This is a genomic window from Anabaena sp. EIM26 (assembly GCF_057568715.1).
In genome coordinates this window covers 2,954,709-2,968,062 of sequence record NZ_CM172472.1, presented here as the reverse complement: position 1 = coordinate 2,968,062, position 13,354 = coordinate 2,954,709, and the positions used below count along the sequence as shown (strand labels likewise).

The following is a 13,354-nucleotide window of genomic DNA, read 5'->3' as shown; positions in this document are numbered from 1 at the left end:
AGTTGGGGCGTTTTTGGGTGATGGATTCAAAAAGTTAGGAAACCAGCAATATCTACGGTGAGTGTCAAATTCCTGCCTCAGCTGATAACTGTTGTAGGCATTCTGCTGTCTGGTGAGGATATCCTAATGCCAGTAACCGATTGATTGAATAGGGGTTAAGAATATAGGCTTGCACTTGATTACCATCAATTAAAATAGCCATTGGTGTCGCTGTACCTTTGGATTTATTAAACCAATCGGCCATACCGTAGCGACCAATTACGACGAGATTATAAGCTCCCGTCTGCCCTTGGGCATTAAATTTTTTGTTAATTTTAGAACGAACCTTCTGGTCTTGGCGAGATGGTAACGAAGCCTCTTCCAAGGTAGGACAATCGGATCTGGGGCTTTGAGCTAAAGTTGAAGGTTGGTAGCAAATTGTCAGCATTCCAGCACTAAGAAGCAATGATGACATGACATAGTGTATTTTCATAAATTGATTTTGAACCGTGTATTAATTTAATTAAATAACACAATTTACTACGGAGAGATAAATCATGAAGCAAGATTGTAATTATTCTCAGTCAAGTCTGTTGAATTGCGATCCAACACTTTTCTAAACTACATCTTTGCTATTCCTTATGGTGACAAAATGACACCTTAGCGTTAAAATGAAATTCCATACACATCCAAAATCAGCTATGTCTTCCACTTCTTCTGTCAATGATGCAAGGGTGACAGCAAGGATTTCCTCTCAGGTAAAGGAAACTTTGGAACAAGCAGCAGCCCTATCTGGAGCAACTTTAAACCAGTTTTTGGTTCAGTCAGCCCTCAAAGAAGCTCACAAGATTTTAGAAGCAGAACGGATCATTAATTTATCCCAACAAGATGCTGATATAGTTTTTAGCCTAATTGAAAATCCTCCTGAACCTAATTTAGCTTTAAAAGCTGCGGCTGTTAAACATCAAGAATTTTTCCGTGAAAATCATTGAACTGCTCAATAAATCCCATAACCGCGAAAGTTTTAATTGTGGAAATGAGATACTAAATCAATTTTTGACACGCACCGCACGTCAGCATATTCAAAAAGGGATTTCTCGCACTTTTGTTTTAGTTGAAACGGAACAACCTAAAACTATTATTGGCTTTTTTACTTTATCTATTTGTGAAGTGCAAGCCGAAAAATTACCGCTACAGCTTGCTAAAAAATATCCTACAAAAGTTCCTGGTGTCAAACTTGCACGTTTGGCTGTTTCTCAAGACTTGCAAAGGCAAGGAATAGGAGAAATTCTGATGATTGAAGCTATGAAACGGGCTTTAGTAATTGCTGATAATGCGGGAGTAATTGGTCTATTTGTTGATGCTAAAGATGAAAAAGCTCAAGCTTATTATCAACGTTATGGTTTTGCTAGTCTTCTGGATATTCCTTTAGAAATGTTTTTACCTCTAGAAACTATTAAACAACTATTTTGAGGTAAATGAATAAAGCAGTAAAAACACAATCTATTAGACATCTCCAGAAATTAAATATGCGTATCCTAGAAGCCTTGTAGAGACGTTCCATGGAACGTCTCTACTTTTTCGGAGATGTCTATTGAATAAATTGGGTATGTTATTCACAGCATGGTTTTTAACTATCTAAAATTTGACTGCTATAATTCCATAATTTTCTGGTTCAAAAAATTAACTGTTTCTTCATCTTCTATTTGAGCAAAGTTTTTTGCAGCATTTTCTAATAAAGTTTTAGCTTCTTCTAGTTTTTCTTGTTCTAACTTAATTTCTGCTAATTCCCACTGCCTTCTTCCTATGTTTAAAATTAGCTCATTTTCTCTTTTTTTGTTACTTTGAGGAGGGTTACAAAAATGTCTTAGAGCATATTTACCATCTTTACTTTCCTTTATTACTTTATCAGGATTTGCATCACAAGTGACTTGTACACTTCCACCTTGGATAATTAATAATTCACCAAAGTTTAATTTTCTAGGTGCAATAAATTTGACAGGAGTTTGTCCTGGCTTTTTAATTTTTACATTACCTGTAAAACTAATAATTTTAGCAGACATTATTTTGCTCCTTTTTCTGAGGTTTGTGAATATTTTTTAGCAATTTCTACCCACTTGTCTATTTCTGGTAAACGAATGTTGCCTTCAGCATGACAAGATTCATATTCTATGATTATTTTTTGTTGATTAATATCTGAAATTTTTTTCCCTTTAGACTCTGCGAGCAAAACTTCAGCTAATAAACAATGAACAGCACCATCTTTGTATTTTTCATCATTAGATAGTTTATTATAAAATACAATTGAATCCTCTAATCTTCTTTTTGTTGTTTCATAATCTCCTTGTTTAAATCTTGCCCAAGCAAAATTTTTATATAATTGATATTTTAATAAATTATCTTCCATCTTTTCATTTTGATTTATTCCTTTGGTTAGAGATTCTAATATGTGAAGCAGCGAAATAGCTTCATCTGGTTTATTATCTAATAAATATAATCTTGCCAAATGATTATATGCCATTAATATTTTTCCCTGAATGGCTAACCGATATTCACTTTTGGCTTTTTCTAAATCTTGCAATTGTTCATAAATAAATCCCAATTGATTATGAGATTCAGCATTTTTTGGATCAATACTAATAGCTTGTTGATATTTAACAATTGCTTTATCCCATTCTTCTTTTTCATAGTTACGATATGCTGGCATGATGTAAAACAATTTAGATATTAAAGGTAATGAAGATTGAAAAGATATTAAAAATATAAGTAGTGATAATGAAATTCCCAATTTAGATTCTGCCCAAAAATAAGGTTTGATTTTTGCTTTCAACAATAATTTTTCAATAACTGTTTTTCCAGTTTCTGTTAAAACTCCCCCCGCAGTTAATAGAGTTAAAACGCTAGGAAAAATTGTTGCAAACACGCTACCAACTGCTATTCCTCCACCTAAAAATCGAGTAGAGATATCTACTACTAAACTCATGGAACCAGTCAAAAAAGTAACGGTTAAGGAGTTCCATAACCAATCATATTGATCTAAATGATGACTTTCTGGTTTTAAAAACCACCACCAATGATTGACAGGTATGTCTAAACTACTCCGCCATTCTGCTATTTCTACGGTTCGATTAATTTTATCCGCTTGTTTTTTTAAGCGACTATCCAATTCAAATAATTTCAACAGAATGTCTGCTGGAACATCTATTTTGTCATTTAATAATTTCTGAATGCGATCGCGCACCAAAAAAACTTGTAAAATTTCTTTAGGTAATATTTTGCTAGATTCTTCTAAAATCTGAAGTTCTTTTTCATACTGGTCAATAAGTAGCGTTAACACAGCAAAAGCATTAAACTATACTAAATCAAGGTTTCATCAGAATACCTGACAGAATTAAAATTATCAAGTATCAGGTTACTTTTCTTAACATTGGCTACTGCGGTTTTCCACTATCTCAATCTATCTGTTCCCAAGTTTTAATACACTTATGACGACCCAAACCCAACTCCCCATTCCTACACACTTTAACCCTGCAAAAGTCGGAGAAGTATGGCGTGTACCTTACCAACAACGCGCAGCCGAAGCTGAAGCATTTGCAAAACAACAAAATATCCAACCAGCAGCCTTAGATAAAACTCGCATTTGTCTATTATTAATAGATGTCCAAAATACCTTTTGTATCCCTGATTTTGAATTATATGTAGGTGGACAAACCGGAACTGGTGCAGTTGATGATAATAAAAGATTGTGTGAATTTATTTATCGCAATTTGGGAGTAATTACAAAAATTGTTTCTACGCTGGATACTCACTTAGCAATGCAAATATTTCATCCTATTTTTTGGATAAATGCAGATGGAGAACACCCCACACCAGCAGCAACCAACATTACACCCGCAGATATTGAAGAAGGGATTTGGCAAGTTAACCCGGTAGTTGCTAATAGTGTAACTAATGGTGATTGTGAATTATTAAAAAAACAGGCTTTTCATTATGTAAAACAACTTAGCCAAAACGGGAAATACCCATTAACAGTTTGGCCTTATCATTCCATGTTAGGGGGAATTGGTCATGCTTTGGTTTCATCGGTAGAAGAAGCGATATTTTTTCATGGTATCGCTCGTCAAAGTCAAACCCAATTTGAATTAAAAGGAGAAAATCCTTTAACTGAAAATTATTCTATTTTACGTCCAGAAGTATTGGTAGGATTTGATGAAAAGCCAATTGCTCAAAAAAATACAAATTTAATCAAACAACTTTTAGAATTTGATGCAGTGATTATTGGTGGACAAGCTAAAAGTCATTGTGTTGCTTGGACAATTGATGATTTATTAACAGAAATAAAGCAGGTAGATAGCACCCTAACAAATAAAATCTATCTGCTTGAAGATTGCACTTCTCCTGTTGTGGTTCCGGGAGTAGTAGACTATACTGAATCAGCTAATGCGACATTTGCTAGATTTGCAAAAGCAGGAATGCACATCATTAAATCAACTGAACATAATTTTATTTAACGCAAAGGAACGCAAAGGTTTCGCAGAGGATCACAGAGATTTACCCTGCGAACCTCTGCGCTAACCTCAGCGACCCTCTGCGTTTTAAAAAAATCCTCATTTTGTGAAATAAGCTTTGGGATCTTTTGCTTCCCAACCCAGGGAACCATTAAAACGCATTTCAAAATGTAGATGGGGTTCTCTAGCAGTTGGTGTTCCTGTAGTGCCGACAGTTCCAATTGTTTCGCCTGCTTTAATCATTTGACCCAAAGTGACATTTATTGTCTCAAGTTGGGCGTAACGGCTCTGATAGCCGCCAACGTGGTTAATTATTACTAACTTGCCATAACTACCCTGATCTTTAGCAAATACTACAATGCCTGGTGCGATCGCTTCCACGGTCGTACCCACTGGTGCTACTAAATCGACACCACTATGAAAAAAAACTTTCCCTGATGTCGGTTCTATTTGCCAACCATAAGCTAAGGCTACAGTTGTCCCATTCGGTAAGGGATAACCTGCTATTGTTGCAGATGGTGCAGTTTGTGTAGGAGAAGCAGCAATAATACGATTAGGTGATGCTATGACTCCAGGAACAACTGGCACAAAAACAACTCTAGGGTTTTGTTGGCAACCATTAATCTCAAACAATGTATCTGGACGGACTTTATACCTAGCGGCAACTTGTCGCCAACTTTGCTCACGAGGTACTTCTACAACAGTTCCATTGAAGGGAGGAATCTGAAGTTGAGTACCAGCTGTGACTATACCGTTGTTTACTGATGGATTCATGTTGATGATTGTGGCTGGCATTAGCTTGTAGCTCTGCGCTATGCTCTCCACAGTTTCGCCACGAGTAACTTGATGGCGTTGGATACGAGATAGGGCAGGAGTTTGACAACTGGCTGCATTGGCACTTTCCGGTTGTAGGAATGTGGAGATTAGTCCGAAAGTGCTAACTAAGCTACAGAGAAACATGGAACGAAAGGGAAAACTCATGTCAACAAGTCCAGAGATCGCTAATTCTAGATTTTAGTTGGGTAATTGTAAAGATGGGGTAATTTTTTTGCTTGACGGGAGGTGATCCCCAATTGTGTAGTCAAAATGATATAAATTCATCTTTTCAGTTATCAATTGCTTGACTACACTTAGAAATTAGTAACTGTCTTTCTGTCAGCTTAATTATTCTTAATTAATTAATATGAAGTTATCTGTGAAGCAACTGGCCATTTATCTGAGTTTGGTGGTTATTAGCGGTGGTGCAGGTGTTTTTGGTAGTCGATATTTCCTACGATACAATCACTCTTTTCGAGAGTTAAAAAATATCACTGTGGCTTTACCTCCAGAATCTATTACTCCTGATCCTATTCAAGGTTTAGAGAATTCTGCTGGAGGTGATAATGTAAATTTTATTGCTGCTGCTGTACAGAAAGTAGGACCTGCAGTTGTACGAATTAATGCGACTCGCAAAGTGGCAAATCCGATTTCTGAAGCTTTAAAAAATCCTCTGTTTCGTCGTTTTTTCGGGGAGGATGAAGAACCAATTCCCCAAGAAAGAATTGAACGTGGTACAGGTTCAGGTTTTATTTTGAGCGAGAATGGGGAATTATTGACTAATGCTCACGTAGTAGCAGATACAGATACAGTACTAGTTACCCTTAAAGATGGTCGGACTTTTGAGGGCAAGGTGGTGGGAGTTGACACTGTGACAGATGTAGCAGTGGTCAAAATACCGGCTGATAAGCTGCCTATAGTTAAGTTAGGCAATTCTCAAAACTTAATTCCTGGTCAATGGGCGATCGCTATTGGCAATCCTTTAGGTTTAGATAATACTGTCACTATTGGCATTATCAGTGCGACAGATCGCACCAGCGCTCAAGTTGGTGTTCCCGATAAACGCGTTAGCTTTATCCAAACTGATGCAGCCATCAACCCTGGTAATTCCGGCGGACCCCTCTTAAATGCTCAAGGTGAGGTAATCGGCGTTAATACGGCTATTCGCGCTGATGCCCAAGGACTCGGTTTTGCTATCCCCATTGAAACTGCTGCTCGTATCGCTAAAGAGCTATTTACCAAAGGACGAGCAGACCACCCTTTTTTAGGCATTGAAATGGTAGACCTTTCCCCTACCAAAAAACAGCAGTTAAATAAGGAAGATAAACTTAACATTCAGCCAGATGTTGGGATTGCGATTAAGAAAGTTCTGGAAAATTCACCAGCACAGCAAGGAGGACTACTCCCCGGAGATGTGATTCAAAAAATCAACGGTAAACCAGTGAAAATTGCAGCCCAAGTCCAGAAGATAGTTGATTCTAGTACAGTCGGTGACGTTCTCGAAATTGAAGTTAACCGCAAGGGCAAAACTCAAATCTTCAAAGTCATATCAGGAACTTATCCTCAAAAATAGTGAACAGTACAGGCGCGTTTTATAACGTCTGTACCATTGACTATTGATTAGACAAATGCTCTAGTTGCATCCTTTGTTCCATCTGACGCAAAAAATACCCCGTCATCATTGCTGATGCTAACAACCCCGCTAAGTTATCCCGGTCTGTAGTAATTTGGACGTTAAAACTTTCTGCTGGGAGCATTCCAACTAGCCCTTGGACGTTTTGGGAAATGATTTGTTTAATTTCCGGGCTAACAGACTGGGCTACACGGGCTAAGACTTCGGGAGATTGATGCTGTAAATATTTTAGTAACTGATTAGGGTTTTCCCCGAAGTGATCGTTCAAAAGCTGATTAGGGTGTTGCTCAGAGTTGTCATTCAAAAAGTCAGGATCAAACACCATTGGCAATTTCTTTTAGCTTAGTTGCTAATTCTACTTTAAACCATAGTACAAGCCTAACGCATTTTTCGCAGGGATTAGGAGTTCGGAGTTCGGAGTTCGGAGTTCGGAGTTCGGAGTTTGGAGTCAGAAGTCAGAAGTCAGAAGTCAGGAGTTAGGAGTTCGGAGATGGTTTGCTGAAAAACCTATTGAGTTGTCAAGTTAGGGAAACTTGGTACTCAGTAAGCAGTACTCGTTACTCAGTACTCAGTACTCAGTACTCAGTACTCGTTACTTCTAACTCTAGTTCTAGCTGTTGTTCTTTTGCGGTTGTGGGGAAGATTTGGGGGAGCTGATCGATTTGAAAATATTGGTGAAATTTCGGTGTGATTTGTAATGAATACGAACGAGAATCGCTGTCTCGGCGTTTGCGAACAAAACCTAATTCCACTAGTTCGGGAACGTGTTGATATACTCCTGAACCTCTGAGTTCAATCAAGTCACTTTGGAGAATGGGACTGTTAAGAGCGATCGCAGCTAAAGTCCGCAATGCTCCTACACCTAATTCTACAGGTATCAAAGTTTGTACTAAATCATGAAAATCTGACCGGACTTGCAAACTGTAACCATTTGGGTTTTCTACGACTTCTAAGGCGCTATCTCGACGGGCATAATCATCCATGAGTTCAATTATCCCTTCTTCGGCTGTAGCGCGATCGCACCCGGCATACTCGGCAATTTCAGTCAAAGATAAGGGTTTACCCTTTAAATAAAGAATTGCTTCTATTTTGATCGCTACAGGTATATTTTTTTTGGACATTATGAAGCAGGAGTTCGGAGTTCGGAGTTCGGAGTTCGGAGTTCGGAGTTCGGAGTTCGGAGTCAGAAGGAAGAACAACACTCTCCGCTATCTTTCCAATCACCAATCACCAATTACCAATCACCTATTACTAAGGATAAATTCTGCGATCGCTAAATCTTGGGGAGTAGTAATTTTTAAATTTGTCTCCTCTCCTGGAACTATATGTACTTCAATACCGCATTTTTCAAATAAAGCCGCATCATCAGTGACTTCCCACCCTTGACGCACACCCTCGGCATGGCATTGTTTTAATAACTCCACATCAAAACCTTGGGGAGTTTGAGCCGCCCAGAGTTGTCTTCTGTCGGGTGTACTTTGAATTATGCCACTTTCATCTACAATTTTAATTGTGTCTTTCACAGGTACAGCGGCAATTAACCCACGATAATGGCGTATAGCTTCAGCACAAGTATTAAGTAAATCAGGTGTAGCTAAACACCTCGCACCATCATGAATTAATACTTGTTGAGCATCTGCGGGTAATGCCTGCAAGCCATTGTAAACTGACTCTTGTCGGGTTGAGCCACCAGCAATTAATTCTATTGGTTTAGTTAACTTTAAATCAGCCATAATTGCTTTAAACTGTTCCCAGTCATGAGGTTGGGAAATAATACCGATCCAACTAATAGAACTTGCAGCTTCTGCGGCCAGCAGAGTCCAGGCTATAATTGATTGCGATCGCACCTGTAGAAAAAGTTTATTCTGGTCAGCACCCATTCTTTTGCCACTACCTGCGGCAGGAATTAATAAATACACAATATTCCTCGATGTTTAACTTAGGTATTGGGCATTGGGGAAAATTTAATTACAATTACGAATTATGAATTACGAATTACCAATTACCCATTACCTATATTCGCCTAAAATAAGGAGCGAGTAAGCGTCAATAAATATTATGCGTGTAGTAGCCCTTGTACCTGGTGGAATTGGCGATCAAATTCTCTTCTTTGCCACCTTAGATGATCTAAAGCGTAATTATCCCCACGCTCAAATAGATGTCATTGTCGAACCCCGGTCAAAGGCTGCCTACCGAGTGAGCAAATCAGTTCACGAGGTATTAACCTTTGATTACAAAGATCGCAACAGTCTAGCAGATTGGGGTAACTTGGTAGGCATGATGCGCGATCGCGAGTATGATGTCGCCATTACTGTTGAACCAAGCTGGTTTGTGGGTTTGTTACTTTGGCTGACGGGAATTCCCACACGCATTGGCTACAAAGGCAAAGGTGCAGGTTTTCTCACTAATGCTGTACCTGTAAACACATCCCAATATGTGGCAGCAATGTATCATGACCTATTGCAACCTTTGAGTATTAACACACCTTGCCCAGATTTAGCAGTAAATGTACCCAAGTCAGATATTGAATGGGCGCAACAAGAACAAAAACGCTTAGGGGTACATGAAACAGGTTACATCCTCATATCTGGTGGTTCTGGCAATCATTCAGACACAAGTTATCCTGTAGCCAGTTGGCAACAAATTATTCAAGATTGTCAAAATAAACAACCTAATTTACCAGTGATGGTAATTAAAGAGGCTAGTGATGAGCAATTTGTGCGCTCACTTCAAGAATCTTGTCCAGATATCAAAATAACTTCCCCTGATGATATTGGCAAATTAACTGCCATAATTGGCGGTGCAAGTTTAATGCTTTCTATTGAGAGTGCGCCACTACAACTAAGTGTAGCTGTCCAAACCTATACTATCATCCTACTTGGCTCAACAGATCCAGGAAAATTGCTACCAAAAAGTGATAAATTCCTAGCTATTAAATCCCCCACTGGCAAAACTGCGGATATAGCACCTGCGATCGTTTTAGAAAAAATTTGGGGTGGTTGAAAAAGCGTAGGGACAATTCATAAATTGTTCCTACAGAAAATTTCGGACTATTACAACCTACTCTTTTCAACCATGTCAAAAAAAGTATCTTCTAACTCATAACCCAGGATTTGCGCTAAAGACTTGAGTCGGAATTGAGTGGGGATACTTTGCTGTTTTAGCCAATCACTCAAAATAAATATTTTGTGCATCAAAAAAATTTCTAAGGCTTCAGGATTATACTGTATCCCTTCTTTAGAACTAAACTGATGGGGTACTAGCATGGCAGTGTAACGGACAAATTCTCCCGCTTTCCAGTCCAGTAAAAATGGCAACCAAGGATACTTGGCATCAAGACGCACAAACCACAACCGTACCTCTGGTATTTCTGAAAGCTCCCTTGGATCATTTGCATCCCGTATGTAATTAATCTCAAAGCATAACTGCTGTTCCTGAGATGTAATGGATTCCTCTTGCAGCAGTGGTTCAATTACCGTTAATGCAGGTGACAAATCCAGATTATTAATGAAGTCGTTATTGAGGGCGATTGTGATTGTCATTGACTGATTGCTGCTTTCTTTATTGTTCAACAGTGGAATCGAGAATCCACTGTACCAGTTTTTAGCACTTGACCGAAAAAAGAGACGCAAGCCCTTAAAATCAAGGGTTTTCAGCCTACTTTCCTATAAGTCGGCTGCGACTAAAGTCGCCGTCAAAGATATTCTTGCACCATCATAACTTTTTGTTCTACTAATTGTTACTTGTAAACAATTGACCATTCCATTTACCAGTACAAAAAATACACCTGCCCTCACCTGGACATTTACGGCATTTATAAGCTAAAGTTGTAATGACTTTGTTTTAGAGTTAGGATTTGACATCGCAACTGTCAATCAACAGCTAAAACTTGCTCAAACCTATGTTTACTTAGGCTCTTAACAGCAAAAACACAGGTATAAGCGAATAATGTTGTGTGTCCTATCCTGGCAGAAAAAATCAACAATCGTCATTGAAAAGGAAAACTATCCCGATAGTTAAAACTGAAATATGCAAAAACAAGCTATTTCTACACGACCAATTCGTTCATTAGAAGATGCTATAGATCGGTGTCAATTGCTAGGTATGCGTGTCAGCCGTCAGCGCCGTTTTATACTAGAGTTATTATGGCAAGCAAATGAACATCTTTCTGCTAGAGAGATTTACGATCGCTTGAACCAACAAGGTAAAGAGATCGGACATACTTCGGTTTATCAAAATTTAGAAGCGCTATCCAGTCAGGGTATTATTGAGTGTATTGAACATTGCGATGGGCGTTTATACGGTAATATTAGTGATGCTCACAGTCACGTCAACTGTATAGATACAAATCAAATTCTCGATGTGTATATAGAACTACCAGCAGAGTTGATCCACCAAGTTGAGCTACGAACAGGAGTGAAGATTACTAGCTACACTATTAATTTTTTTGGCCACCGCAACCCAGAAGAAACACAGGTGACGGATGATAAATGATAGGTAACAAGGGGAGAAATAAATTGAAAATTAAATGATTAATGATAAATGATCAAAGGAGTATGGCTTAAGTCACGCTACGCTAACAGCAAAAATTCTTGTCTTCTGCCTCCTGCCTTTTCCACTGACAAATGATGGCTGGAAAGTCTATGTGTATTTGACTCGACTATGAGCGATCGCCCTTTAAGATTGTTGTTGATTGACCCAGATCCCATATTTCGTCTAGGATTAAGGGTAGCGCTAGAAACAATTTCCCACCTCCAAATAGTAGCAGATGTTCCCACAGATACCGCAGCCTTACAGGTTTTAGCGGAAATTACTGCTTCAGACCTCAGCCCAGTAGATTTAATAATTTTAGAATTAGGGAATGGAATTTCTCCCGACTCTCAGCAGATAGGTTTACAATTTTGTAGACAACTCAAAGCTTTATATCCCCATACACCTATTTTGTTGCTGAGTTCTATTTCTACATCAGAAATGCTATTAGCCGCAAAAAATACAGGTGTCAACGGCTATTCTCATAAAGGTATATCCATTTCGGAATTAGTTCCCATCATCCAAGAAATAGCAAATGGTGGTTACTATTGGTTAGAAAAAACAGAAATAATAAATTCCTCATCACCTCGTTTACCTTTTGCTAGGCTGCGAAATAATATCCGTTTATCAGGAGTTAGCCACATTAACACAACTCTTACCGCAGTCACAGCACAACTAAAAATACCCGGACTACCACTATTAGATAAAGCTATTCTCGCTGGACATCGCCGAGAACTTTTAGCTGCTCGCTGGCTGGTTAATAACTTATTATCTGCACCGCAAGAAATGCAACCAATACCAGCACCTCAAGCACCGCCAATTCAATTTCTGAGCAGTGCTATTAGTAAACCAGAATCACAACAAATGCAAACTTTTGTACCACTTTTACTGAGTCCAAAAGCACTACAATCTACATTATTTGCATCTTGTATTAATAAACTTCAGTTTTCTTTACAAAATATCACAGATATACCTTTAGAAATTGATATTTTTCGGGAAGATAAAAAAAGAGAATTACTTTATCTAATTTTACAAAAAGTATCGCAACAGTTAGATGAGCTAAATAATTCGCAAATAAAAGTTAAGCAATTCCCTGATTTAAAAAATAAGATCTTAAATAATTTATGGCAATCAGCAGTTACCGATTTTTATGGTAAATATTCACAAATACTTGTAGGCGACACAAATATAGAGATAGCCAGTTTTTTATTGAATAATGCAGCAGGTGTAGAAACTGAAATTCTGAATAAAATTCCCTTGGTTGAAGAGTTGTTTTCTTATCTACTATGGCAAACTGATTTGTATGTCGATAACACATCTTATACAGCAGGCAGTGAACAAGCAAATTCCCAAGCATCTATCATTTTAGAGAATTTATTAATTCAGATTGCTAATGGTGTAGTCCAACCATTGCTAAATTTTTTAGCTGACGTAGAAATAATTAAACAAAATTTTTATGATCGTCAATTGATTTCTACACGAGAAATTGAACGCTTTAGAAACAATTTATCTTGGAAATACAGATTAAATAATTATGTGAATGAGCCACAAGCAATATTTGAAAGTCGTTATGAACTATTTATATTTGCATCTCGTGGCATTGCTAAAATATCAACTTATGCACCTCGTAACCAAGAGTTAGAAAAGCTTTCTGGTGTTCCCTTAGTAATGACATTGCTGCTAGAATTTCGTGATGCGATCGCACCTCGAATACAATCTCTAGTTAGCTTTGCAGGTAGTGGTATTGTGTTTGTACTTACCAAAATAGTTGGTCGTGGTTTAGGTTTAATTGGACGTGGTATTCTCCAAGGTGTGGGTAGCGTTTCTTTAACAGAAAAAGGTATAAAACGCAATAGTGAAAAACAAAATAACAACTCAAAATTCTAAT

16 protein-coding genes are annotated in these 13,354 nt (G+C 38.0%); 8 read left to right on the top strand and 8 right to left on the bottom strand.

What is annotated here, in order from left to right:
• Nucleotides 1–64: 64 nt before the first annotated feature.
• On the bottom strand, nt 65–472 hold the full coding sequence (locus AC012T_RS13035; protein ID WP_487066338.1) for a hypothetical protein: 408 nt from the start codon (nt 470–472) through the stop codon (nt 65–67).
• A gap of 208 nt (nt 473–680) precedes the next feature.
• Here AC012T_RS13035 and AC012T_RS13030 point away from each other — a divergent pair, with 208 nt between their 5' ends.
• Entirely contained in the window at nt 681–971 is a 291-nt protein-coding gene (locus AC012T_RS13030) for a type II toxin-antitoxin system TacA family antitoxin (protein WP_487066336.1), read from the top strand.
• Entirely contained in the window at nt 958–1,452 is a 495-nt protein-coding gene (locus tag AC012T_RS13025; protein WP_487066334.1) for a GNAT family N-acetyltransferase, read from the top strand. Before AC012T_RS13030 ends, AC012T_RS13025 begins: the two co-directional genes overlap by 14 nt.
• Nucleotides 1,453–1,631: 179 nt before the next feature.
• Here AC012T_RS13025 and AC012T_RS13020 read toward each other — a convergent pair whose 3' ends face one another.
• Nucleotides 1,632–2,042 carry a hypothetical protein gene (locus AC012T_RS13020; protein WP_487066332.1) on the bottom strand — a complete coding sequence of 137 codons (411 nt, stop codon included), beginning with the start codon at nt 2,040–2,042 and terminating at the stop codon, nt 1,632–1,634.
• The gene (locus tag AC012T_RS13015; RefSeq protein ID WP_487066573.1) at nt 2,042–3,220 is read right to left on the bottom strand and encodes a tetratricopeptide repeat protein; all 1,179 of its coding nucleotides are present in this window, start codon (nt 3,218–3,220) and stop codon (nt 2,042–2,044) included. Before AC012T_RS13015 ends, AC012T_RS13020 begins: the two co-directional genes overlap by 1 nt.
• A 244-nt stretch (nt 3,221–3,464) precedes the next feature.
• Between AC012T_RS13015 and AC012T_RS13010 the strand changes: the two genes are divergently transcribed.
• Nucleotides 3,465–4,490 (top strand): cysteine hydrolase family protein, encoded by a 1,026-nt coding sequence (locus tag AC012T_RS13010; protein ID WP_487066330.1) that lies wholly within the window; start codon nt 3,465–3,467, stop codon nt 4,488–4,490.
• Between the two features lie 96 nt (nt 4,491–4,586).
• Here AC012T_RS13010 and AC012T_RS13005 read toward each other — a convergent pair whose 3' ends face one another.
• Entirely contained in the window at nt 4,587–5,468 is an 882-nt protein-coding gene (locus tag AC012T_RS13005; RefSeq protein WP_487066328.1) for a LysM peptidoglycan-binding domain-containing M23 family metallopeptidase, read from the bottom strand.
• 202 nt (nt 5,469–5,670) lie between these two features.
• Between AC012T_RS13005 and AC012T_RS13000 the strand changes: the two genes are divergently transcribed.
• Nucleotides 5,671–6,876: an HhoA/HhoB/HtrA family serine endopeptidase gene (locus tag AC012T_RS13000; RefSeq protein WP_487066326.1), complete on the top strand. Its 1,206-nt coding sequence runs from the start codon at nt 5,671–5,673 to the stop codon at nt 6,874–6,876.
• Nucleotides 6,877–6,916: 40 nt separating this feature from the next.
• Here the strand turns inward: AC012T_RS13000 and AC012T_RS12995 are convergent, their stop codons facing one another.
• A complete protein-coding gene (locus AC012T_RS12995; protein WP_015214169.1) occupies nt 6,917–7,261 on the bottom strand; it encodes a DUF760 domain-containing protein in 345 nt (114 codons plus the stop codon).
• Here AC012T_RS12995 and AC012T_RS12990 point away from each other — a divergent pair.
• Entirely contained in the window at nt 7,261–7,416 is a 156-nt protein-coding gene (locus AC012T_RS12990; RefSeq protein WP_487066324.1) for a hypothetical protein, read from the top strand. The two genes, AC012T_RS12995 and AC012T_RS12990, sit on opposite strands and share 1 nt — an antisense overlap.
• Before the next feature lie 95 nt (nt 7,417–7,511).
• Here AC012T_RS12990 and scpB read toward each other — a convergent pair whose 3' ends face one another.
• Both scpB and ispD read right to left on the bottom strand, forming a co-directional pair.
• The gene (scpB, locus tag AC012T_RS12985; RefSeq protein ID WP_487066322.1) at nt 7,512–8,057 is read right to left on the bottom strand and encodes an SMC-Scp complex subunit ScpB; all 546 of its coding nucleotides are present in this window, start codon (nt 8,055–8,057) and stop codon (nt 7,512–7,514) included.
• A 120-nt stretch (nt 8,058–8,177) separates the two neighbouring features.
• Nucleotides 8,178–8,855: a 2-C-methyl-D-erythritol 4-phosphate cytidylyltransferase gene (gene ispD / locus AC012T_RS12980; protein WP_487066320.1), complete on the bottom strand. Its 678-nt coding sequence runs from the start codon at nt 8,853–8,855 to the stop codon at nt 8,178–8,180.
• A 139-nt stretch (nt 8,856–8,994) separates the two neighbouring features.
• On the opposite strand from ispD, the gene AC012T_RS12975 reads away from it, so the two are divergent.
• Nucleotides 8,995–9,939 carry a glycosyltransferase family 9 protein gene (locus AC012T_RS12975; protein ID WP_487066318.1) on the top strand — a complete coding sequence of 315 codons (945 nt, stop codon included), beginning with the start codon at nt 8,995–8,997 and terminating at the stop codon, nt 9,937–9,939.
• Between the two features lie 50 nt (nt 9,940–9,989).
• Here AC012T_RS12975 and AC012T_RS12970 read toward each other — a convergent pair whose 3' ends face one another.
• Nucleotides 9,990–10,478 (bottom strand): CRR6 family NdhI maturation factor, encoded by a 489-nt coding sequence (locus AC012T_RS12970; RefSeq protein WP_487066316.1) that lies wholly within the window; start codon nt 10,476–10,478, stop codon nt 9,990–9,992.
• 487 nt (nt 10,479–10,965) lie between these two features.
• On the opposite strand from AC012T_RS12970, the gene AC012T_RS12965 reads away from it, so the two are divergent.
• Both AC012T_RS12965 and AC012T_RS12960 read left to right on the top strand, forming a co-directional pair.
• Nucleotides 10,966–11,430 carry a Fur family transcriptional regulator gene (locus AC012T_RS12965; RefSeq protein WP_487066314.1) on the top strand — a complete coding sequence of 155 codons (465 nt, stop codon included), beginning with the start codon at nt 10,966–10,968 and terminating at the stop codon, nt 11,428–11,430.
• A 168-nt stretch (nt 11,431–11,598) separates the two neighbouring features.
• Nucleotides 11,599–13,353: a DUF3685 domain-containing protein gene (locus AC012T_RS12960; RefSeq protein WP_487066312.1), complete on the top strand. Its 1,755-nt coding sequence runs from the start codon at nt 11,599–11,601 to the stop codon at nt 13,351–13,353.
• The last annotated feature ends 1 nt before the right edge of the window (nt 13,354 follow it).